Source organism: Streptomyces resistomycificus, from assembly GCF_001514265.1.
GTDB classification, from domain to species: Bacteria; Actinomycetota; Actinomycetes; order Streptomycetales; family Streptomycetaceae; genus Streptomyces; species Streptomyces resistomycificus.
The window spans coordinates 616,607-635,968 of the sequence record NZ_KQ948988.1 but is presented as its reverse complement, the minus strand read 5'-3'; the positions used below and the strand labels follow the sequence as shown (position 1 = coordinate 635,968).

Annotated in this window: 24 protein-coding genes and 1 pseudogene; 8 read left to right on the top strand and 17 right to left on the bottom strand. The window is 71.8% G+C overall.

Annotation, left to right across the window (positions count from 1 at the left end):
• The first annotated feature begins 16 nt into the window (after positions 1-16).
• Together AQJ84_RS02695 and AQJ84_RS02690 are read left to right on the top strand one after the other, a co-directional pair.
• A complete protein-coding gene (locus tag AQJ84_RS02695) occupies positions 17-427 on the top strand; it encodes a CBS domain-containing protein (RefSeq protein WP_053190292.1) in 411 nt (136 codons plus the stop codon).
• Positions 428-513: 86 nt separating this feature from the next.
• A complete protein-coding gene (locus AQJ84_RS02690) occupies positions 514-1,056 on the top strand; it encodes a type 1 glutamine amidotransferase domain-containing protein (RefSeq protein ID WP_030040740.1) in 543 nt (180 codons plus the stop codon).
• Positions 1,057-1,076: 20 nt separating this feature from the next.
• Here the strand turns inward: AQJ84_RS02690 and AQJ84_RS02685 are convergent.
• Positions 1,077-1,354 (bottom strand): annotated as a pseudogene (locus AQJ84_RS02685) (DUF6158 family protein).
• Positions 1,355-1,410: 56 nt separating this feature from the next.
• Between AQJ84_RS02685 and AQJ84_RS02680 the strand changes: the two are divergent.
• Positions 1,411-2,526, top strand: a complete 1,116-nt coding sequence (locus tag AQJ84_RS02680) for a baeRF2 domain-containing protein (protein WP_030040743.1) — start codon at positions 1,411-1,413, stop codon at positions 2,524-2,526.
• A 69-nt stretch (positions 2,527-2,595) separates the two neighbouring features.
• On the opposite strand, the gene AQJ84_RS02675 is transcribed toward AQJ84_RS02680, so the two are convergent.
• Positions 2,596-4,215: an ABC-F family ATP-binding cassette domain-containing protein gene (locus AQJ84_RS02675; RefSeq protein ID WP_053190266.1), complete on the bottom strand. Its 1,620-nt coding sequence runs from the start codon at positions 4,213-4,215 to the stop codon at positions 2,596-2,598.
• Between the two features lie 50 nt (positions 4,216-4,265).
• Positions 4,266-4,919, bottom strand: a complete 654-nt coding sequence (locus AQJ84_RS02670) for a histidine phosphatase family protein (RefSeq protein WP_030040744.1) — start codon at positions 4,917-4,919, stop codon at positions 4,266-4,268.
• A gap of 64 nt (positions 4,920-4,983) precedes the next feature.
• Between AQJ84_RS02670 and AQJ84_RS02665 the strand changes: the two genes are divergently transcribed.
• From AQJ84_RS02665 to AQJ84_RS02655, 3 genes are all read left to right on the top strand, one after another.
• On the top strand, positions 4,984-6,477 hold the full coding sequence (locus tag AQJ84_RS02665) for a bifunctional phosphatase PAP2/diacylglycerol kinase family protein (protein WP_053190267.1): 1,494 nt from the start codon (positions 4,984-4,986) through the stop codon (positions 6,475-6,477).
• Positions 6,478-6,576: 99 nt separating this feature from the next.
• Positions 6,577-7,392: a class I SAM-dependent methyltransferase gene (locus tag AQJ84_RS02660; protein WP_053190268.1), complete on the top strand. Its 816-nt coding sequence runs from the start codon at positions 6,577-6,579 to the stop codon at positions 7,390-7,392.
• 48 nt (positions 7,393-7,440) lie between these two features.
• Positions 7,441-7,611: a hypothetical protein gene (locus AQJ84_RS02655; protein WP_030040747.1), complete on the top strand. Its 171-nt coding sequence runs from the start codon at positions 7,441-7,443 to the stop codon at positions 7,609-7,611.
• 89 nt (positions 7,612-7,700) lie between these two features.
• Here the strand turns inward: AQJ84_RS02655 and AQJ84_RS02650 are convergent, their stop codons facing one another.
• The 12 genes from AQJ84_RS02650 to AQJ84_RS02595 all read right to left on the bottom strand — a co-directional run bounded on the left by AQJ84_RS02650 (position 7,701) and on the right by AQJ84_RS02595 (position 16,058).
• Positions 7,701-7,985, bottom strand: a complete 285-nt coding sequence (locus AQJ84_RS02650; RefSeq protein WP_030040749.1) for a gas vesicle protein K — start codon at positions 7,983-7,985, stop codon at positions 7,701-7,703.
• Positions 7,982-8,170, bottom strand: coding sequence for a gas vesicle protein (locus AQJ84_RS02645; RefSeq protein WP_030040750.1), 189 nt, complete (start codon positions 8,168-8,170; stop codon positions 7,982-7,984). Before AQJ84_RS02645 ends, AQJ84_RS02650 begins: the two co-directional genes overlap by 4 nt.
• Positions 8,167-8,967, bottom strand: a complete 801-nt coding sequence (locus AQJ84_RS02640; protein ID WP_030040751.1) for a GvpL/GvpF family gas vesicle protein — start codon at positions 8,965-8,967, stop codon at positions 8,167-8,169. The genes AQJ84_RS02645 and AQJ84_RS02640 overlap by 4 nt, the downstream gene beginning before the upstream one ends.
• Entirely contained in the window at positions 8,964-9,290 is a 327-nt protein-coding gene (locus AQJ84_RS02635) for a gas vesicle protein (protein ID WP_030040752.1), read from the bottom strand. Before AQJ84_RS02635 ends, AQJ84_RS02640 begins: the two co-directional genes overlap by 4 nt.
• Positions 9,287-10,435, bottom strand: a complete 1,149-nt coding sequence (locus AQJ84_RS02630) for an SRPBCC family protein (RefSeq protein WP_053190269.1) — start codon at positions 10,433-10,435, stop codon at positions 9,287-9,289. The genes AQJ84_RS02635 and AQJ84_RS02630 overlap by 4 nt, the downstream gene beginning before the upstream one ends.
• Entirely contained in the window at positions 10,432-11,238 is an 807-nt protein-coding gene (locus tag AQJ84_RS42850) for a hypothetical protein (protein WP_053190270.1), read from the bottom strand. The genes AQJ84_RS02630 and AQJ84_RS42850 overlap by 4 nt, the downstream gene beginning before the upstream one ends.
• Complete coding sequence (locus tag AQJ84_RS02620; protein WP_030040755.1) at positions 11,235-11,498, bottom strand: gas vesicle protein GvpG; 264 nt, start codon at positions 11,496-11,498, stop codon at positions 11,235-11,237. Before AQJ84_RS02620 ends, AQJ84_RS42850 begins: the two co-directional genes overlap by 4 nt.
• Positions 11,499-11,505: 7 nt before the next feature.
• Positions 11,506-12,273, bottom strand: coding sequence for a GvpL/GvpF family gas vesicle protein (locus AQJ84_RS02615; RefSeq protein WP_030040756.1), 768 nt, complete (start codon positions 12,271-12,273; stop codon positions 11,506-11,508).
• Positions 12,270-12,689 carry a gas vesicle structural protein GvpA gene (locus tag AQJ84_RS02610; protein WP_030040757.1) on the bottom strand — a complete coding sequence of 140 codons (420 nt, stop codon included), beginning with the start codon at positions 12,687-12,689 and terminating at the stop codon, positions 12,270-12,272. Before AQJ84_RS02610 ends, AQJ84_RS02615 begins: the two co-directional genes overlap by 4 nt.
• 59 nt (positions 12,690-12,748) lie before the next feature.
• Positions 12,749-13,111, bottom strand: coding sequence for a gas vesicle protein GvpO (locus AQJ84_RS02605; RefSeq protein WP_030040758.1), 363 nt, complete (start codon positions 13,109-13,111; stop codon positions 12,749-12,751).
• A 104-nt stretch (positions 13,112-13,215) separates the two neighbouring features.
• Complete coding sequence (ligD, locus tag AQJ84_RS02600) at positions 13,216-14,151, bottom strand: non-homologous end-joining DNA ligase (RefSeq protein WP_030040759.1); 936 nt, start codon at positions 14,149-14,151, stop codon at positions 13,216-13,218.
• On the bottom strand, positions 14,148-16,058 hold the full coding sequence (locus tag AQJ84_RS02595; protein ID WP_225889068.1) for a transketolase: 1,911 nt from the start codon (positions 16,056-16,058) through the stop codon (positions 14,148-14,150). Before AQJ84_RS02595 ends, ligD begins: the two co-directional genes overlap by 4 nt.
• A gap of 212 nt (positions 16,059-16,270) precedes the next feature.
• Here AQJ84_RS02595 and AQJ84_RS02590 point away from each other — a divergent pair, with 212 nt between their 5' ends.
• A complete protein-coding gene (locus AQJ84_RS02590) occupies positions 16,271-17,233 on the top strand; it encodes an LLM class F420-dependent oxidoreductase (protein WP_030040761.1) in 963 nt (320 codons plus the stop codon).
• On the opposite strand, the gene AQJ84_RS02585 is transcribed toward AQJ84_RS02590, so the two are convergent.
• Both AQJ84_RS02585 and AQJ84_RS02580 read right to left on the bottom strand, forming a co-directional pair.
• Entirely contained in the window at positions 17,151-18,350 is a 1,200-nt protein-coding gene (locus AQJ84_RS02585) for an SDR family oxidoreductase (protein ID WP_078631934.1), read from the bottom strand. The two genes, AQJ84_RS02590 and AQJ84_RS02585, sit on opposite strands and share 83 nt — an antisense overlap.
• 6 nt (positions 18,351-18,356) lie before the next feature.
• The gene (locus AQJ84_RS02580; RefSeq protein WP_030040765.1) at positions 18,357-18,872 is read right to left on the bottom strand and encodes a phage holin family protein; all 516 of its coding nucleotides are present in this window, start codon (positions 18,870-18,872) and stop codon (positions 18,357-18,359) included.
• Between the two features lie 132 nt (positions 18,873-19,004).
• Between AQJ84_RS02580 and AQJ84_RS02575 the strand changes: the two genes are divergently transcribed.
• Positions 19,005-19,355: a VOC family protein gene (locus AQJ84_RS02575; protein WP_030040767.1), complete on the top strand. Its 351-nt coding sequence runs from the start codon at positions 19,005-19,007 to the stop codon at positions 19,353-19,355.
• Positions 19,356-19,362 lie beyond the last annotated feature (7 nt).

Sequence of the window (19,362 nt, the reverse complement as noted above, 5' to 3'; positions counted from 1 at the left end):
CTTCGTGAAGGACGTCATGACGCCCGGCGTGGTCGCCGTACGCCCGGACGCCTCGCTGGTCGAGGCGGCGCGGCTGATGCGCGCCCAGGACATCGGCGACGTCCTGGTGGCCGACGGGCAGGACGTCGTCGGCATGCTCACCGACCGGGACATCACGGTGCGGGCCGTCGCCGAGGGCGCGGACCCGCTGACGACGAGCGCCGGGGCGGTGTGTACGCCGGATCCGGTGGTGGTCGGGCCGGGCGACTCGGTGTCGGCGGCGGCCGCGCTGATGCGTGAGCACGCCGTGCGGCGGCTGCCGGTCCTCGAGGGCGGGGTGCCGGTCGGGGTGGTGAGCCTCGCCGACCTCGCCGAGGCCGAGGACCCGGACTCGACGCTCGCCGACATCAGCCGGGCCCTGCCGGACGACGGCCGGGCCGGCACGTGAGGCGAGGCCGCGGCCAGGTCGCCGAGGTCGGCGCCGGCACCCGCCACCGCATCCGTTTTCTTCTCAGGAAAGGGCGTTGAACCATCATGCGCATCGCGTTTCTGACCGCACCCGAGGGCGTCGAACAGGTCGAGCTCACCGAGCCGTGGCAGGCGGCGAAGGACGCGGGGCACGAACCCGTGCTGGTGTCGACGCGGTCCGGCGAGATCCAGGCGTTCGAGCACCTCGACCAGGCGGACACGTTCCCCGTGGACGAGGTCGTGGGCGACACGTCGGCCGACTCGTTCGGCGCGCTGGTGCTGCCGGGCGGTGTGGCCAACCCGGACTTCCTGCGGATGGACGAGAAGGCCGTGGCGTTCGTGAAGGACTTCTTCGAGCAGGGCCGGCCGGTGGCCGCGATCTGCCACGCCCCGTGGACGCTGGTGGAGGCGGACGTCGTACGCGGACGGGTGCTGACCTCCTGGCCGAGTCTGCGGACGGACATCCGCAACGCGGGCGGCACCTGGGTGGACGAGCAGGTCAAAATCTGTGACCACGGCTCCAACAAGCTGGTCACCAGCCGCAAGCCGGACGACCTGAAGGCGTTCTGCCAGGCGTTCCTCGAGGTGTTCGCCCAGGAGAGCGCCTGACAGGGCGCTCGGGCGCGGTCTCAGGGGCGGGGAGTCGTCGACTCCCCGCTCTCGCGTTCCCGGGCCCCCTCGCGGGTGCGGCCCGCGGCCACCGGGCGGCGCGGGTTGCGGCGCAGGTACTCGCCCTCCAGCTGCGCCATGCGTTCGTTGTGGGCGCGCAGCGCGTCGTTCGACCCGTACAGCAGGGCGTCGTGGCGTGTGCGGTGGATGGTCTCCAGCTCCTTCATGAGCTGCTGCTCGTCCAGGCTGCTGGGGTCGACTCCGGTCATCGTGTGCCCCGCTCGTCGTGTTCGTCCATGAGGTTCGGGTACCCGCCCGGGACGCAATACCCCCAGCGGCATCCGGGAGGGAGCCATGGATCTCGCTTTTCTGCATCCACTCTACGAACACCCGGGCCCTTGGGCCTCCGTTTATGTCGACACCTCCCGCCATACGGAGTCCATGGCCCACGAACGGCAGCTGACGGCGGTGGCGCTGTCCAGGGAACTGTCCCGGCAGGGCGCCGACGAGGCCACCTGCCGGGCCGTACGGGAGGCCGTCGAGGCACTGGCCCACTCCCCCGAGCCGCACGGCCGGGCGCTGTTCGCGCGGGCCGGCGAGGTGGTCCTGGACACGCCGCTGACCAGGGCGCCGGACGGCGACCGCGCTCACTGGGCGCCGCTGCCGCACACCGCTCCGCTGCTGGAGCTGGCCGGGGAGGACCCGCTGTGCATCGTCGCCTACGTCGACCGCAAGGGCGCCGATTTCGAGCTGCGCAGCGGCCTGGGACGGCGGGCGGCCGGGACGGTCGCGGGCCGTCAGTACCCCGTGCACCGCACGAGTTCGGCCGACTGGTCGGAGCGGCACTTCCAGCTCCGGGTGGAGAACACCTGGGAGCACAACGCGGCGGAGATCGCCGACGCGCTGGCCGTCTCGCAGGAGGAGACGCGGGCCGACCTGCTGATCCTGGTCGGTGACGACCGGGAGCGGCGGTCCGTGCACGAGCGGCTTCCCAAGCGGCTGCACGACCTGGTCGTGCACGCTCCGCACGGCGCCGGCAGCAGGCTGCTCGACGAGGACGTGGAGCAGGCCCGCGCCGCGCACGTGCTGCAGCGGACGGAGCAGGAGCTGGAGCGGTTCCTGGCGGCCCGCGAGCCGGGCGACGACGGTCGGCCCGGGGCGGTCGAGGGCGTGCCCGCGCTGGTCGAGGCGGCCCGTGAGCACCGTATCGACGCGCTGCTGATCCGGCCGGACGGTCCGGACGCGCACCGCGAGGTGTGGATCGGCGAGGACCCCGACCAGCTGGCGATGCGCCGCACCGAACTGAAGATCCTCGGTGAGCAGAACTCCTGGTCGGCCCGCGCGGACGACGCGCTGATCCGCTCCGCGGTCGCCACCGGCGCCCCGGCGATCTCGGTGACCACGCTGGCCGAGTGGACCGAGGCCGACGCACCGGTCGGCGGCCTGGGCGCGCTGCTGCGCTGGACGTGAGCGGCTGAGCCCCGCGAGAAAGGGCCCGGTGACCTCCGGGTCACCGGGCCCTCTCGGGTCGTCGGGCGGTCAGCGGGCCCGTTCCACCCGGCGTTCGTCCCACACGGCCTCGGCCGTCTCCCGCACCCGGCCGTCGCTGCCGAAGACCAGGTAGCGGTCGAAGGAGCGGGCGAACCAGCGGTCGTGGGTGACCGCGAGGACCGTGCCGTCGAAGGCCTCCAGGCCCTCCTGGAGGGCTTCCGCGGACTCCAGGTCGAGGTTGTCGGTGGGCTCGTCCAGCAGCAGGGCGGTCACGCCCTGGAGTTCCAGCAGGAGGATCTGGAAGCGGGCCTGCTGGCCGCCGGAGAGCCGCTCGAAGCTCTGCTCGGCCTGACCGGTGAGTTCGTAGCGGCGCAGCCGTGACATGGCGGCGCCCCGGTCCTGGGCGTGCTCCTTCCACAGGATGTCCAGGAGCGTACGGCCCTCCAGCTCGGGGTGGGCGTGCGTCTGGGCGAAGTGCCCGGGCACCACCCGCGCCCCGAGCTTCCAGATCCCGGTGTGCGCCACGTCGTCGCCGGCCAGCAGCCGCAGGAAGTGCGACTTGCCGGAGCCGTTGGAACCGAGGACGGCGACCCGTTCGCCGTAGAAGACCTCCAGGTCGAAGGGCTTCATCAGGCCGGTGAGTTCGAGGCCCTCGCAGGTGACGGCCCTGACGCCGGTGCGGCCGCCCTTCAGGCGCATCGTGATGTCCTGCTCGCGGGGCGGCTCGGGCGGCGGCCCGGCCTCCTCGAACTTGCGCAGCCGGGTCTGGGCGGCGTGGTAGCGGGAGGCCAGCTCGTGGCTGATGGAGGCGGCCTGACGGAGGTTGAGGACGAGCTTCTTCAGCTGGGCGTGCTTCTCGTCCCAGCGCCGGCGCAACTCCTCGAAGCGGGCGAAGCGTTCGCGGCGGGCCTCGTGGTAGGTGGCGAAGCCGCCGCCGTGCACCCAGGCGTCGGCGCCCGTGGGCGAGGGTTCGACGGAGACGATCCGCTCGGCGGCGCGGGCGAGGAGTTCGCGGTCGTGGGAGACGAAGAGGACCGTCTTGCGGGTCTCCTTCAGGCGCTCCTCCAGCCAGCGCTTGCCGGGCACGTCGAGGTAGTTGTCGGGCTCGTCGAGCAGCAGCACCTCGTCGGTGCCGCGCAGCAGCGCCTCCAGCACCAGCCGCTTCTGCTCGCCGCCGGAGAGGGTGCGCACCTCACGGAACTGCGCCTTGTCGTAGGGCACGCCCAGCGCGGCCATGGTGCACATGTCCCACAGCGTCTCGGCCTCGTAGCCGCGCACCTCGGCCCAGTCGGAGAGGGCCTGCGCGTACTGGAGCTGCGCGGCCTCGTCGTCGACGGTCATGATCGCGTGCTCGGCCTTGTCGACGGCCCGGGCGACCTCCCGGATACGGGGCGGCGCGACCGACACCAGCAGGTCCCGTACGGTCGTCTCGTCCCGTACGGATCCCACGAACTGGCGCATCACCCCCAGGCCGCCGCTCACGGTGACGGTCCCGCCGTGTGGTTTGAGTTCGCCGGAGATCAGCCGCAGCAGGGTGGTCTTGCCGGCGCCGTTGGGGCCCACGAGGGCCACGACGGCGCCTTCGCCCACCCGGAACGACACGTCGCCGAGCAGCGCCCTCCCGTCGGGGAGGTAGTACTCGAGGTGTGCGGCTTCCAGATGTCCCATGAGGCCGCATTCTGCGGGCCGTGGGCCGGGCCGGGCAAACCGTTAATCCCTCACTCCGCGTCGACGGGCCGGCCCGCGGGGCCGCCCTCACCGGCGGGTGCGACCAGCGCGCCCGCCCACGACAGGGCCTTCCAGCCGTCCGAGGGCGACCCCTCCAGGATCACCACGCCGGTGTTCTCCAGCGGGCGGGCGGCGGCGAAGGACACCTCGACGTTGTCCGCGCGGGCGGCCGTCCACATCCGGATGGCAGCGCCGTGGCTGACCATGGCGACCGCCCCGGCCCCGCTCGCCGCGGCCTCCGCGACCACGCTGTCGTACCGTGCCAGCGCCTCGGCCCCGCTCTCCCCGCCCGGCATCCGCCGCCGCGTGTCGCCGGCCGACCAGGCGAAGGCCGTCTCCATGTAGGCGCGGCCGTGCTCCGAGTGGCCGGGCAGCATCTCCAGGTCCCCCGCGGACAGCTCCCGGATGCCGTCCCGGACGCGCACGTCGAGGCCGCGGGCGGCGGCCAGCGGGGCCGCGGTGTGCTGGGTGCGGACGAGGGTGGAGGCGTACAGGGCGTCGATGTCCTCGCCCGCGAGTGCCTCGGGCAGAGCGGCGGCCTGGCGCCCGCCGAGTTCGGTCAGGCCCGGGCCCGGGACGGCAGTGTCCAGCAGGAACCGCACGTTGCTGGGGGTCTGGGCGTGACGGATGAGCAGCAGACGCATGGGGGACCCTCCGGTGCGCCGCCCGACGGACAGGAAACGGCCACTGCAGGGTACCCGGCACCGTATGAGCCCAGACGTCGACCTCACCGTCCTGAAGCCCGGCGCGCACGCGGTGCGCGACCGGCTGCTCGCTCTCGACAGCCGGCTGTTCGAGTTCGCCGCCGAGCGGAACTGGCCGGCCGCCGAACCGGTCCTGCCGCGCCTGAGCCGCAGCGCGAACCACGGGGTGTTGTGGTTCGCGACGGCGGCCGCGATGGCCGCCGTCCGCACCCCGCGGGCCCGCCGGGCGGCCGCGCGGGGCCTCGCCTCGCTCAGCCTGGCCTCGCTGACCATCAACACCCTCGGCAAGCGCTCGGTGCGCCGCACGCGGCCCGCCTTGGACCCGGTCCCGCTGGTGCGGCAGTTGAAGCGGCAGCCGATCACCACGTCGTTCCCGTCCGGCCACTCGGCGTCGGCGGCCGCGTTCGCGGCCGGAGTCGCCCTGGAGTCGCCGTCCTGGGGCGCGGTGGTGGCGCCGGCCGCCTTCTCGGTGGTCATGTCCCGCGTCTACACCGGTGTCCACTTCCCGAGCGACGTGCTGGCGGGCGCGGCCCTGGGAGTGGGCGCGGCGTTCGCGGTACGGCGCCTGGTGCCGACCCGCGCCCAGGTGCTGCCTGCCGCCCGCCCCCGCGCGGACGTTCCCTCGCTGCCCGACGGAGAGGGCCTGGTCGTCGTCAGCAACACCGCCTCCGGCACCGCCGACCGGGTGCGCGCGCTGCGGGAAAGCCTGTCGGGCGCCGAGGTCGTGGAGTGTGAACCGGCCGATGTGCGGGACGCGTTGGAGAAGGCGGCGGCCCGCGCCCGGGTGCTCGGCGTGTGCGGCGGCGACGGCACGGTCAACACGGCCGCCGAGATCGCCCTGCGGCACGGTGTGCCGCTGGCGGTGCTGCCGGGCGGCACGCTGAACCACTTCGCCTACGACCTGGGCGTGGAGGGGGTCCGCGATCTGAGCCGGGCCGTCCGGGAGGGTGAGGGTGTGCGGGTGGACGTGGGCCGCTTCGCCTGCGGCGAGCGGCAGGGCGTCTTCCTCAACACCTGCAGCCTCGGTGTGTATCCGGAGCTGGTGCGCGAGCGGGAGCGGTGGTCTTCGCGGATCGGTGGCTGGCCGGCCGGCGTGCTCGCGGCGCTGCGCGTGGTGCGCGCCGACCGGCATCCGCTGGAGGCCGGGTTCCGTGGTGAGTGCCGGCCGCTGTGGCTGCTGTTCGCAGGCAACGGCACCTATCACCGGATGGGTCTCGCGCCCGGCCGTCGCCGCGACCTGGCGGACGGCCGGCTCGACGTACGGGTCGTGCACGGCGGACGGCGGCCCGCGCTGCGGCTGCTCGCCGCCGCGGTGGCCGGGCCGCTGACCCGCTCCCCCGCCCACGCGGCGGTCCAGGTGCACCGGCTGGACCTGACCGGCGTCGCCCCGGGCACGCTCCTCGCCTACGACGGTGAGGTCACCGAGGTGGCGGGCGAGGTGACGCTGGAGAAGCTGCCCGAGGCGCTGACGGTGTACCGCCCCCTGACCGGAAACTGATCACCCGTCAGTCCAGATGGCAAAACGGCGGTCTCATCATTCGACATACGCGCGTAGCGTGAGGCGTGTCCGAGGAGACGCCGAACAGGGAGCACACCCATGTCGAAGTCACAGGAGACCGCCGTCTACACGCACGGCCACCACGAGTCGGTGCTGCGTTCGCACACCTGGCGCACCGCCGCCAACTCGGCGGCCTACCTGCTCGGTTCGCTCAAGCCCCACATGAAGATCCTGGACATCGGCTGCGGCCCCGGCACGATCACCGCCGATCTGGCCGCGCTGGTCCCGGACGGGCACGTCACCGGGGTCGATCACGCGCCGGGCATCCTGGACCAGGCACGGGCCACGGCCGCCGCTCGCGGTCTGGCCAACGTCGATTTCGCGGTCGCGGACGTGCACGCCCTGGACTTCCCGGACGACACGTTCTGCGTGGTCCACGCCCACCAGGTGCTGCAACACGTGGGTGACCCGGTGCAGGCACTGCGGGAGATGCGCCGGGTGACCGCCCCGGGCGGCTTGATCGCCGTACGGGACTCGGACTACGCGGCGATGACCTGGTACCCCCGGACGCCGGGCCTGGACGACTGGCTGGAGCTGTACCGGCGGGTGGCCCGCGCCAACGGCGGCGAGCCGGACGCCGGGCGGCGGCTGAAGTCCTGGGCGCTGCGGGCGGGCCTGACGGACATCACCACGACCTCGGGCACCTGGACCTTCTCGACGGCCGAGGAGCGGGAGTGGTGGAGCGGCCTGTGGGCCGACCGCACCGTCGCCTCGGAGTACGCCGGGCGGGCGGTGGAGGGCGGGCACGCGACCGCACAGCAGCTGCGGGCCGTGTCGGAGGCGTGGCGGGGGTGGGGCGGACACGAGGACGGTTGGTTCTGTGTACTGCACGGAGAAATTGTGTGCCGAAAGTAAGCCTGAATCTCCATTTCCGGGAAACCCGGAGAACAGGAGGTTCACACTATGGTTCCCATCTTGCTCGTGCTGCTTCTGGTGCTGATTCTCTTCGGCGCCGGATTCGCAGTGGAACTGCTCTGGTGGATTGCGCTGGTCGTATTGGTGCTGTGGCTTCTGGGCTTCCTGATGCGGGGTACGACCGCGGGCGGAGGCAGGGGTCGCTGGTACAGGTGGTGAATGAACCGGGAGTGGACCCGGCGCGGGTCCACTCCCGGTAGAACTTCGACAAGACAGATTTCGGCAGAACAGATGAATGCACCCGGGTCTCATTCCCGGGGAAGCAGAGGTCCCAGCGGCCCGAGGTCCAGATTGAGGTCCTCGGGCCGCAGTCCGTAGCGCTCGCGCAGCTCGGTCATGCGGTCGTCGAGCAGCATCAGGGTGAGTCCGATGCGCTCCTCCTGGTCCTCACTGAGCTCCCCCTCGTCGAAGCGGCGCACCGCCTGGCGTTCCATGAGCTGCCGCAGCAGCTCCACCACGGTCAGGACGAGTTTGACCAGGTCCCGCTCGACGGTGTCGGGTTCGAGGTCCAGCCGGTTGTGTCGCTCGGTCACAGCAGCTCCCCAAACGGCGACGGCACCTGTGTGTTCACCGAGCTGATCAGGGCGTTCAGGTCGATGCGGACCAGGTCGACGTCGGCGATGCGCAGGGTGATGTCGCCGGTGATGACGACCCCGCCGGCGAGCAGCCGGTCGAGGAGGTCCACCAGCGCGACCTCGCGGCGTTCGATCGCCGTCACCGGTCCTCCTTCTGAGTCGGGTCACCGGACACCGGGTCACCGGACGCCGGGTCACCGGAGAACGAATAGGCGGCCCAGGGGCCGGTGAGTTCCACCCGCATTCCCGGCACCTCGCCCTTCGTGCGGTCCACGAGTTCCACGAATTCCTCGGATTCCGTGCGCGACACGAGATAGGCCGCGTTGAGCACGTTCTGTCCGGAGGCACCGGAAAGGGCGGCGTTCTGCGGGGCGTGCAGCCGGGAATCCTCGGCGTAGGTGGACAGCGTTTCGTGCAGGCGGTTCGCGAAGGTCTCCGCCTGCTGCCACAGGTCCTCGTTCGACCGCACCTTCATACGCCGCTGGCGCAGATAGTCACGGCCTGACGCGGGCTTCTCCGCAGGGGTCTCCTTGTCCTTGCTCTCTGTTTCGGCGTACACCTTCACGCCCCACTCCACCCGCCCCTGCAACCGGTCGAGGGTGCGCCGGAACGCCTCCTCGCGTTCCTCCATCATCACGCGCACCCCGCTGTCGTCGCGGAAGACGGTGGCCATCCGCAGCGGCAGCGGGGTGGTGACGACGGTGAGGGCGTCGATCACGCCCTGGTGGGCGCGGGCGGTCGCGGTCAGCCAGTCCAGGTCCTCCAGATGCCTGTGGAGCGGACCTTCGGCGAAGTCCCGCTCCGGCACGTGGCTGACCACGGCGACCAGACCGTGGTGGTGCAGCAGTCTGGGCGGGTCACCCGCCACGCCCGTCAGCTGGGCCTGCAGGGGCGTGCCGAAGGGGCGGCAGACGGCGTACACGTACCGCAGTCCTGTCACTGTGCCTCCTCTTCGGCGCGGGCGGGCTCCAGTTGGGCCAGTCGTTCACGCAACTCGGCGTTCTCCCGGGCGAGTTCCTTGTGGCGGGCGCGGGAGGACAACGCCGGGTCGTCCTCCCACCAGTCGATGCCCATCTCCTTGGCCTTGTCGACGGAGGCGACGATGAGGCGCAGTTTGATGGTGAGGAGTTCGATGTCGAGCAGGTTGATGCGGATGTCGCCGGCGATGACGATGCCCTTGTCGAGGACGCGTTCCAGAATGTCCGCGAGGTTGGCGCCGCTGCCCTGGCCCCAGGGTTCGGGCACTCGGCTGGGGGTTGTCATCGTCGGCTCCCGCCGTCGGCGTCCTCGTACTCGTCCTCTTCCTCGACCTCGTCCTCGGCCGCCGGCTCCTCATCCTCCTCCGGCTCCTCCTCGTCGTACTCGCCCTCCTGCTCCTCGTCGGCCTCGGGCTCCTCCTCGTCCTCGGCCTCGGTCTCGTCCTCGGCGTACGGGCCTTCCTCCTCGTCCTCGTCCGCCTCCTCGTCCTCCGCGGCGCCCTCCGCCTCGCCGTCCTCGGCGGATTCCTCCTGCTCCTGCTCCTCCTCCTCGGCCACGGCGTCGTCATGGCTCTTCACGAGCTCGCCGTCACGGATCTCTCCGCGCCAGCCTTCGTCCACCTCGCCCTTGAGGGTGATGAACCGGGCGAAGTGCTTGAGGTCGAGCCGGGCCCGGCGGCCCTGGGCGCGCCAGATGTTGCCGGTCTTCTCGAAGAAGCCCGTCGGGTAGTACTCGATGACCAGCAGGACACGGGTGAGGTTCTCGGCGAGCTGGTGGAAGGAGACCACGCCCTTGGTGGTGCCCTTGGCGCCCTCCGAGGACCAGGAGATCCGTTCGTCCGGCACCTGTTCGGTGGTGGTCGCCTTCCAGCTGCGGCTGGACCAGAAGACCTTCGCCTGCCAGTCGGAGTGCGTGTCGTCGGCGCGGCTCGCGCTCTTGACGCCCTTCGCGAAGGTGCTGAAGTCCTGGTACTGGGTCCACTGGTCGTAGGCGGTGCGCAGCGGGACGCCGACGTCGATGAACTCGATGATGACGGTCGGCTTCTGACCGGACCCTCGCTTCTTGCCCTTGCCGCCCCCGAGTTTCTTGAACGCGCCGACCACGTTGTCCTTGGCGCGGGAGGCGCCTAGTTCCAGCGCGCTGCGCAGGGGGCCCTTGCCCTCGGCGAGCTTCTTGCCGCCGTCGAGGGCGAGCTTGGCGAAGCCGGGGCTGTTGCCCTCGGCGATGTCGTTCAGCTTGCCCGTGGTCTCGCCGAGCTTGTGGCCGAGGCCGGTCAGCATGCGCTGGGCCTGGGCGGAGAGGTAGTCCTGCACCTCTTCCTTGAGCCGGTCTGCGGCCTCGCTCTTGACCACGTCGGTGATCGGGTTGCCCGTGGCCTGGTCCTTCGCCTTGTCGGTGGCGCCCCGCGCCGTTCCGAGAGTGTCGGTCATCGCTCAGCGCCTCCCTTCGGCATGCGGGCCCGGGCGCCGCGGGTGGCGCTCCCGCCCGAGCCGGTCTTCTTGGCGGCCGTCTTCTTGGCCCCGGTCTTCTTCGCCGGCGCCTTCCTGGCCGGCGACTTGTCAGCCGCCTTCTTCGCCGGCGCCTTCTTCGCGGGCGCCTTCTTGGCGGCCTTCCTCGGCGGGGACGAGGTCTTCTTCGCGGCCGGCCTGCGGCGCGGCTCCTCCTCGTCCTCCTCGTCCTCCTCGTCCTCCTCGTCCTCCTCGTCCTCCTCGTCGGCGTCCTCTGCCTGCTCCGCCTCTTCGTCGGTGTCCGCGTCCTCGTCGTCCGCGTCTTCGGCCTCTTCGGCGTCTTCGGCGTCTTCGGCGTCCGCGTCCTCGGCCTGCTCCGCCTCTTCGTCGTCCGCGTCCTCGGCTTCCGGCTCCTCGTACTCGTCCTCCGCCCCGTCGTCCTCATCGTCCTGGGCGGAGCCCGGGACGACGCCCGCGAGCTGGTCGCGGACCTGGGAGGTACGGCCGTGCAGCCGGTCGGCGAGGGAGTCGATCTGCCGTTCCACCATGGCACCTGAGGCGGCCTTGCCGACGCCGCGCAGATCCTGGCGCAGCTGGTCCCCGATCTCCTTGAACTGCGGGTTGTTCTGCAGTTGCTGGGACAACAGGTCCCCGATGGCCTTGGGGCTCAGGTGCATTCGTTTGCCGGCCACCGCCGTGCCGATCGCGAACGCCAGTTTCATCTTCTTGGTACGTCCGAGGACGTATCCGGCCCCTACCGCGAGGCCCAGTCCCACTCGGTTCATCGTGCCGTCCCGTCGCCAGTCCCCGCGCCGCCGCGCAGGCCGATCTCCAGCCGGTCGAGGAGTTCGTCCTCAAGGCGGTCGAACTCCTCCTCGTCGACCTCACCTGCCTCAAGCCGTTGTTCGAGTTGGGCGAGTTCGGCCCGGACAGCCGCCGGGTCGTAGTAGAGGCGTTCCGCCTCCTGCAGCACCTGCTTCATCACCCAGGCGCTACCGCGCACCGGAGCGAACGGCAGCAGCAGCACCTCGCCTATGAGTCCCACGGCGTCGTCACTCCTCAGCCCCGACGCCCAGCGTGGCGCTCTCGGACTCGTTCGGATCCGGTTCGACGAAGCTGTACGGCGGCAGCGGGCCGTTGACGCGCAGTTCGAGGTGGGGATGGCCGTCGCGGACCTGGTCCACCGCGGTCAGGAACGTCGCGGCGTCGTCGCGGCCCACCAGGAAGGAGAGGTTGGCCAGCCAGCCGCTGGACTCGGGGCCCACGCTCACGGCCTCGGCGGTCGGTTCCAGGGTGTGCCGCACGTCGGTCGCGTCCTCGGACTCCCGGGCCTTGATCGCGGACACCACCATCTCACCGAGGTGCAGCTTCTGGTCGTAACTGCCGCCGCCCGCCTGCCGGTTGGCCTCCGTCATGGCGCGGATCTCCGGGTTCTCCGACATCACCCGGTGCAGCACGGCCTCCTCGTTGTGGATGGCCTTGACGTTGTACTCGACCCTGCCGTCCAGGGCGCGCAGCCGTTCCAGGTAGTGGTCGGCTCGCTCGGCGAGGACCTGGGTGACGGTGCTGTCCTCGGGGGCGACGCTGCCGAACCGCATGGGAAGGATGCAGCCCTCGGCCCCCACTTCGCTCAGGACGTTCTGGTGGGCGAGCAGATCCTTGCGCTTGGGACGCAGCCCCTCGGGGGCCTCGCTGACGATCGCCGCCAGCTCGCCCTCCTTGAGGACCCGTACGGGACGGGGCGGGTCACCCACGCCTCCAAGCCCCTCGGGCAGCGAAGGATGCGACGCGGCGGTGATGCCGTAGACGTACGTGCTCACTCCTCTTCCTCCTTCCTGCGCGAAGCCGTGGACTTGCGGGCCCGAGGCCGGGACTGGCCCTCCTCGCGGGCCTCCTTGAACGCGCCGGAGATGGTCTCCGCGGCGCCGGACAGCGCGCCCTTGGACTTGCCGCGGGCGCCGGACTCGGTGATCGAGCCGACGACGTCGGGCAGACCGGGGCTCTTGTTGGGCCCGGATTCGAGGTCGAGCCGGTTGCACGCTTCGGCGAAGCGCAGATAGGTGTCGACGCTGGCGACGACGACCCGTATGTCGATCTTCAGGATCTCGATGCCGACCAGGGAGACCCGTATGAACGCGTCAATGACGAGACCCCTGTCGAGGACGAGTTCGAGGACGTCGTAGAGGCCGCTCGAGCCGCCTCCGCCACCGCTCTGCTGGGCCGGGACAACGGTCATGCCGACCGCGCCTCCTTCTCTGTGGACTGGGTTACGGATGTCGGTGCGGGGCCGGCGGCCTAGCGGCCGCCCTGCCGCGCGTCGGCGCGTCCGCGTTCGTAACGGCGTGCACGCCGGTAGCCGGTGAGCTGGCCGTCCGGGTCGAGTTCGACCTGGTAGCTCGCCATCAGGCTCATCGTGTCGGGCACGCGCTGGAGTTCGAGGACCTCGACCTCCAACGTCCAGCCGTCCTCCGTCTGTTCGAAGGACGAGACGGACTCCGCGGTCATGCCGGTCAGCTCCGCCAACTGGGTGCGCGCGTGGCGCAGCACCTCCATGGGGTTCGGCCGGTCGTTCGTCACGTCGCGCTCCGTGTCCTTTTCTTCTTGCTTGCGGGAATTCTGTGAACCCTGTGATTCCCCTGAGTTCTTTGTGTTCGCCATGGCCACCTCTCACTCCGGGTGGCCGCTCGCCGGACGGTCAAACCTTTGTGCGGGCGCGCTTCAGGAAATGAGCGCTCCGTACCAGGTCAGAGGCGGTACGTGCGTCAGCCACCCAGTGCTTTCAGGCGGCGCCGGGCGGGGCCGAGAGCGCGGCCCCTGGCCATCACTCCGGCCCACGGATCGGTGCGGGCCTGGTCGACGGCGTCGGCGACGGTCCACCGCTGGGCGTCGAGGCCGGGGTCGTCGAGCTGGGCCCATGCGAACGGTGTTGCCACGGGTGCCCCCGGCTTGGCACGGACGGTGAAGGGCGCGACCGCGGTCTGCGCGTAGGCGTTGCGCTGTATGTCCAGGTAGAGCCGGTCGCCGCGCTCCTTCTTGCGGGCGGCCGTGGTGAGCCGGTCGGGGTGGCCCGCGACGAGGGTGTCGGCGACGTTCCGGGCGAAGGAACGCACCTCGTCGAAGTCGTGGTGACCGTCGACCGGGACGATCACGTGCAGTCCGCGCGAGCCGGTGGTCATCAGCACGGACGGCAGTTTCAGCGCGTCGAGCAGCTCGCCCAGCAGCCGCGCCGCCTCCCGCACCGCCTCGAAGTCGTCGGCCGTGTCCCCGGCCGGATCGAGGTCGAAGACCATCCGGTCGGGCCGCTCGACCCGGCCGACGCGGGACAGCCAGCGGTGCAGGGTGAGGGCGGCCTGGTCGGCGAGGTACAGCAGGGTGGCGGTGTCGTCGCACACCGTGTGGCGGACCGTGCCGCCCTCCTTCGCCAGCTCGACCCGGGTGATCCACTCCGGGTAGTTATCCGGGGTGTTCTTCTGCATGAACCGGGGGCCGCCGACGCCGTCCGGGTGCCGCTCCAGCATCAGCGGGCGGCCGCGCAGGTGCGGCAGCATGAAGGGGGCGACGGACCGGTAGTAGTCGACCAGGTCGCTCTTGGTGTACTCCTTCGCGCCGCCCTCCCCGGGGAAGAGCACCTTGTCCGGCCGGTGCACCTCCACCGTGCGCCGACCGGCCCGTACGGTCCGTACGTCACCGTCGCTCACCGCACGACCGCCTCCTCCACCAGGAGCTTGCCGGCCGCCGCGATCGACTCGGCGTCGATGCCCGCGGCGTGCAGCTGCTCCTCCGGCGAGCCGGAACCGGGCATCGTACGGACGGCCAGACGCACCAGCCGCGGTACCGGCCGCCCGTCGGCGAAGGCGTCGAGCACGGCGTCACCGAGGCCGCCCTCCTCGTGGTGGTCCTCCACGGTCACCAGACAGCCGGTCTCCTCGGCGGCCCGGCGCAGGGTGGAGCGGTCGACGGGCTTGACCGAGTACAGGTCGATCACCCGGACCCGGATGCCCTCCCGGTCCAGCGCGTCGGCGGCGGCCAGCGCCTCGAAGACGGTGACACCCGCCGCGACGATCGTCATCCGGTCCTGCTCGGAGGAGCGCAGCACCTTGCTGCCGCCGATCGGGAACTCCTCGTCGGGCCCGTAGATCACCGGGCTGCCGCCGCGCGAGGTGCGCAGGTAGCGCACGCCCTCCCGGCCGGCCATCCGGGCGACCAGCTGTGCGGTCTGGTTGGCGTCGCACGGGTACAGCACGGTCGAGCCGTGTACCGCCCGCATCATCGCCAGGTCCTCCAGACCCATCTGGCTGGGGCCGTCCTGCCCGATGGCGACACCGGCGTGCGAACCGACCAGGTTGATGCCGGAACCGCTGATGGACGCCATGCGGATGAAGTCGTAGGCGCGCGTCAGGAAGGCCGCGAACGTGCAGGCGTACGGCACCCAGCCGCGGGTCGCGAGGCCGACGGCCGCGGCGACCAGCTGCTGCTCGGCGATGTAGCACTCGAAGTAGCGGTCGGGGTGCTTCTTGGCGAAGAGCTCGGCGCGGGTTGAGTCGCCGACCTCGCCGTCCAGGGTGACCACGTCACCGCGTCCGTCACCGAGCGCGGCGAGCGCCTGCCCGAAGGCGTCACGGGTGGCCACGTCGTCGCCGCCCTTGTCCCAGCGGGGCAGTTCCAGGTGTCCGGCGCGCACGGCGTGCAGCATCCGGGCGGCCGTCGGCTCGTGCACCGCCACCCGGACGTCCCGCGGGCCGCCGAGTTCGGCGATCGCCTCGTCGGGGTCCTTCAGCGGCTTGCCGTGCAGACCCTCGCGGTCCTCGACGTCGGTGACGCCCTTGCCCTTGAGGGTGCGGGCGAGGATCGCGGTCGGCTGTCCCTTGGTGGACGCGGCCTCGCCGTACGCCCGGTCGACGGCGTCCACGTCGTGGCCGTCCACCTCCACGGTGTGCCAGCCGAAGGCCTGGAAGCGGCGGGCGTAGGCGTCGAGGGCGTGGCCGTGCCGGGTGGGGCCGCGCTGGCCGAGCCGGTTCACGTCGACGATCACGGTGAGGTTGTCGAGATGCTCGTGGCCCGCGTGCTCGGCGGCCTCCCACACGGAGCCCTCGGCGAGCTCGCTGTCGCCGCACAGCACCCACACCCGGTAGCCGGTACGGTCCAGCCGCCGGCCGGACAGTGCGATGCCGACGCCGACGGGCAGCCCCTGGCCGAGCGAGCCGGTCGCGGTCTCCACCCACGGCAGCCGCCTGGGCGTCGGATGCCCTTCGAGCCGGCTGCCGAGCTTGCGGAACGTCAGCAGTTCCTCGTCGTCGATCACGCCGGCCGCCTTGTAGGCGGAGTACAGCAGCGGCGAGGCATGCCCCTTGGACAGCACGAAGCGGTCGTTGCCCGGGTGCGCCGGGCGGTCGAAGTCGTAGCGGAGGTGGTGGGCGAGCAGTACGGCCATCAGATCCGCGGCGGACATCGACGAGGTCGGGTGCCCGGAGCCCGCGGCGGCCGACGCACGCACGCTGTCGACGCGCAACTGCTGGGCCAGTTCGACGAGTTCACGGGTGTTCATGAGTCTCCTTCGGCGGGGGTTCGTCGGGGTGCCGGACGGGGGCGGGGGTGGGGGCGGGATCGGGGGCTCGGTCGACCTCGGCGCCGACGGCGGTGCGGGGTCGGCTCACGGCTCGCCTCCGGGGCCGGTGCGTACCTCGGGAGCCTTCCGCGTCCCCCTGGTCGGGGCCCCCAAACGTCCGGCGGGTTCGGGTCCCCGCGCCGGTTTCCGCCGCGGGCGCCGGGTAACCCGGTCGGCGAACCGACCGCCCACCCCGTGGAGGCACATCCCCCATGCCCGAGTACGGCTATTTCCTCTCGTGCGAGCAGTACGGTCCCGCGGAGCTCATAGAGCAGGCGCGCATGGCCGAACAGGCCGGATTCGAGTCCCTGTGGATCTCGGACCACTACCACCCGTGGAACGACGAGCAGGGCCAGAGCCCGTTCGTGTGGTCGGTGATCGGCGCCCTGTCCGAGGCGGTGTCGCTGCCGGTCGAGACGGCGGTGACCTGCCCGACCGTGCGCACCCATCCGGCCGTGGTGGCACAGGCCGCCGCGACCAGCGCGGTGATGACGGAGGGCCGCTTCCGGCTGGGCGTCGGCACCGGTGAGGCGCTCAACGAGCACATCCTCGGGGACGCCTGGCCGCCCGCCCACGTGCGGCTGGAGATGCTGGAGGAGTCCATCCAGATCATGCGGCGGCTGTTCACGGGCGAGGAGGTCAGCCACCACGGCACGCACTACACGGTGGAGAACGCCCGCCTGTACACCGTCCCGGACCAGCCCGTCCCGATCGACATCTCCGGTTTCGGCCCCGCGGCGACCAAGCTGGCGGCCCGGGTCGGCGACGGCTTCATCACGATGATGCCGGACGCGTCCATGGTGGAGCAGTACCGCAAGGGCGGAGGCGGCGGGAAGCCCGTCAGCGGTGGCACCAAGGTCTGCTACGACCTCGACAGGGACGAGGCCGTGCGGACCGTGCACCGTCTGTGGGCGAACGAGCAGCTGCCCGGCGAGCTGAGCCAGGTGCTGCCCTCGCCGAAGCACTTCGAGCAGGCGCAGACCCTGGTCACCGAGGACATGGTGCGCGACAGCCGGGTGTGCGGGGACGACGTGGACGAGCATGTCGCGGAGCTCAAGCGGTTCGCCGACGCGGGTTTCGACAAGGTCTACGTCAACCAGATCGGCCCCGACCTGCGCGGGTTCTTCGACTTCTACCGTACGAAGGTGCTGCCGCAGCTCCAGCAGGGCCACTGAGCGACGGTGCGCGGGTGGTGGTGGGAGGGGTGCCGCGACGCTCCGGCCCGGCACCCCTCCCACCACCACCCGGGCGCCTGTCCCTACCGCCTTCTACCGCCGCCGCAACGGCCCCCGTCCGGCCGCGGTTGCGGGACATCCAGTCCTGCGGGCTGACGGAGAGGGCCTCCGCGTCGAACCGTCCGTGAGACCCGAAGTCCCGTCCCCGCGGCCCGTCCGAGGGTGTCCACAGGTTGGCGGGATCGGCGCCGTGGTCCGCCGCGTGCCGCCCGCTCTGCTCGTCCCGCTCGTCCTGCTGCGAGTCGAACCCGGTACGGCCGAGGTAGCGGTCGAGGAGTCCCGGCGCCACGGCGTTGGCGATCAGGGTCGCCGCCGTCGACGCCCCGACCCAGTACTCGCGCCGCCGCGCGTGCCCGGCCGCGTGCACGATCGCCCGCGCCGCGATCTCCGGCTGGTACACGGGCGGGATGGGCCTGGGCCGGCCCGGCATCCGGTTCAGCACCCAGTCGAACTGGGGGGTGTTGAGACCCGGCATCTGCACCATCGTGGTCCGCACGCCGCTGCGGCGGTGCAGCAGCTCGCAGCGCAGCGACTCGTTGAAGCCCTGGATGGCGTGCTTGGCGCCGCAGTACGCCGACTGCAGCGGGATCCCCCGGTAGGCGAGCGCGGAACCGACCTGCACGATCGAGCCCCGGTCCCGCGGCAGCATGTGCCGCAGCGCGGCCCGGGTGCCGGACACGTAGCCCAGGTACGTCACCTCGGTCACCCGCCGGAACTCGTCCGCGGTGATCTCGGTGAACGGGGCGAAGACCCCGCTGAAGGCGTTGTTGACCCATACGTCGATGTGCCCGAACGCGTCGACGACCTGTTGGGCCGCGTCGTCGACCGCCTTGGCGTCGGCCATGTCCACGGTGACGACGAGGGCCTCGCCGCCGGCGCGCCGCACGTCGTCGGCCGCCGCGGCGAGGCCCTCACGGCCCCGGGCCAGCAGGGCGATTCTGGCGCCCCGGGCGGCGAAGGCCACGGCCGTGGCCCGGCCCACCCCGCCGCTGGCGCCGGTCACCACGACGACCTCGCCCTGCTCGGACGGCGGACGGTTCCGGTGGAAGTCGAGCACCCCGCATCACGCCCGGTGGTGCGGCTGCTCGGGATCGGTGTCGTCGGGCCGCGGTGTCGTCGAGGCGGACCCGCCGGGCGCCGGCCTGGCCGTCTCGGGCGCGACGGGCGGCATCGGCGGGTACGGCATGCCGAGCCCGCTCGGCGGGATGCCCGGAGCACTGCCGCCGACGACGCGCTCGGGACCGCCGGTTGGCAGGTCGGCGTCGCCGCGCGGCGCGGGACGGGAGGCGTGGGGCCGGGCGGCTCCGCGCAGGACGTAGGCCACGACGCCCAGGATCGCGGCGGTGATCAGCGCGGCGGCCCAGTCGGGCAGGGCGAGGGCGAGGGCCAGTCCCACGGCCAGCGCGAGGGCCGCGCCCGCGTACAGGGCGACGGCTCCTGACGCACCGTAGAGCATGGCCTTGCGGCGCTGCTTGCGGGTCTGCTCGCGCAGTTCGTCGCGCACCGTCTCGCGCGCCACCTGCGCCAGCTCGTCGACCAGATGCCTGTCGAGATGCTCCAGATGATCCAAGCGGTCCATGGGCGCCGGGTACCCGCAGTCACCTGCGCGTAACGCCGTGCGGCCACGGGCCCGCGGTGGTCCGGGGCGAGGGCGGGGGGAATCGTGTGAAACGATCTCGCTGCCCCGGCCACCCCAACTAGGCTCGTCCGCATGGACATTCTGGGAGCCACGCTGCGCGTCTGCGTCGACGACCTGGAGACCGCGGTCCCCTTCTACGAACGGCTGGCGGGCGGTACCGCCCTGCGTTTCGAACGCGGCGGCGTCCAGGTCGCCGCGGTCGGCTGCTTCCTGCTGATGAGCGGGCCGGCGGCCGAGCTGGAGGTGCTGCGCAAGGTCGCCGCGACGATCGCCGTCAAGGACGTCGAGGAAGCCCACCGGGTGCTGACCGAGCTGGGGGCCCGTGTCATCGCGGGACCGGTCGGCACGCCCGCGGGCCGCAACCTGATCGCGATGCATCCGGACGGGGCGGTCTACGAGTACGTGGACCGCGGGGGCGAGTAACCCCTCA

Coding starts and splice junctions, on each gene's coding strand:
- AQJ84_RS02690 (WP_030040740.1), top strand. CDS start 514: ATGCGCATCGCGTTTCTGACCGCACCCGAGGGCGTCGAACAGGTCGAG.
- AQJ84_RS02575 (WP_030040767.1), top strand. CDS start 19,005: ATGGACATTCTGGGAGCCACGCTGCGCGTCTGCGTCGACGACCTGGAG.
- AQJ84_RS02670 (WP_030040744.1), bottom strand. CDS start 4,919: ATGCGTCTGCTGCTCATCCGTCACGCCCAGACCCCCAGCAACGTGCGG.
- AQJ84_RS42850 (WP_053190270.1), bottom strand. CDS start 11,238: ATGAACCGAGTGGGACTGGGCCTCGCGGTAGGGGCCGGATACGTCCTC.
- AQJ84_RS02655 (WP_030040747.1), top strand. CDS start 7,441: ATGGTTCCCATCTTGCTCGTGCTGCTTCTGGTGCTGATTCTCTTCGGC.
- AQJ84_RS02590 (WP_030040761.1), top strand. CDS start 16,271: ATGCCCGAGTACGGCTATTTCCTCTCGTGCGAGCAGTACGGTCCCGCG.
- AQJ84_RS02665 (WP_053190267.1), top strand. CDS start 4,984: ATGAGCCCAGACGTCGACCTCACCGTCCTGAAGCCCGGCGCGCACGCG.
- AQJ84_RS02610 (WP_030040757.1), bottom strand. CDS start 12,689: ATGACCGTTGTCCCGGCCCAGCAGAGCGGTGGCGGAGGCGGCTCGAGC.
- AQJ84_RS02630 (WP_053190269.1), bottom strand. CDS start 10,435: ATGACCGACACTCTCGGAACGGCGCGGGGCGCCACCGACAAGGCGAAG.
- AQJ84_RS02680 (WP_030040743.1), top strand. CDS start 1,411: ATGGATCTCGCTTTTCTGCATCCACTCTACGAACACCCGGGCCCTTGG.
- AQJ84_RS02635 (WP_030040752.1), bottom strand. CDS start 9,290: ATGACAACCCCCAGCCGAGTGCCCGAACCCTGGGGCCAGGGCAGCGGC.
- AQJ84_RS02675 (WP_053190266.1), bottom strand. CDS start 4,215: ATGGGACATCTGGAAGCCGCACACCTCGAGTACTACCTCCCCGACGGG.
- AQJ84_RS02605 (WP_030040758.1), bottom strand. CDS start 13,111: ATGGCGAACACAAAGAACTCAGGGGAATCACAGGGTTCACAGAATTCC.
- AQJ84_RS02580 (WP_030040765.1), bottom strand. CDS start 18,872: ATGGACCGCTTGGATCATCTGGAGCATCTCGACAGGCATCTGGTCGAC.
- AQJ84_RS02660 (WP_053190268.1), top strand. CDS start 6,577: ATGTCGAAGTCACAGGAGACCGCCGTCTACACGCACGGCCACCACGAG.
- AQJ84_RS02695 (WP_053190292.1), top strand. CDS start 17: ATGACGCCCGGCGTGGTCGCCGTACGCCCGGACGCCTCGCTGGTCGAG.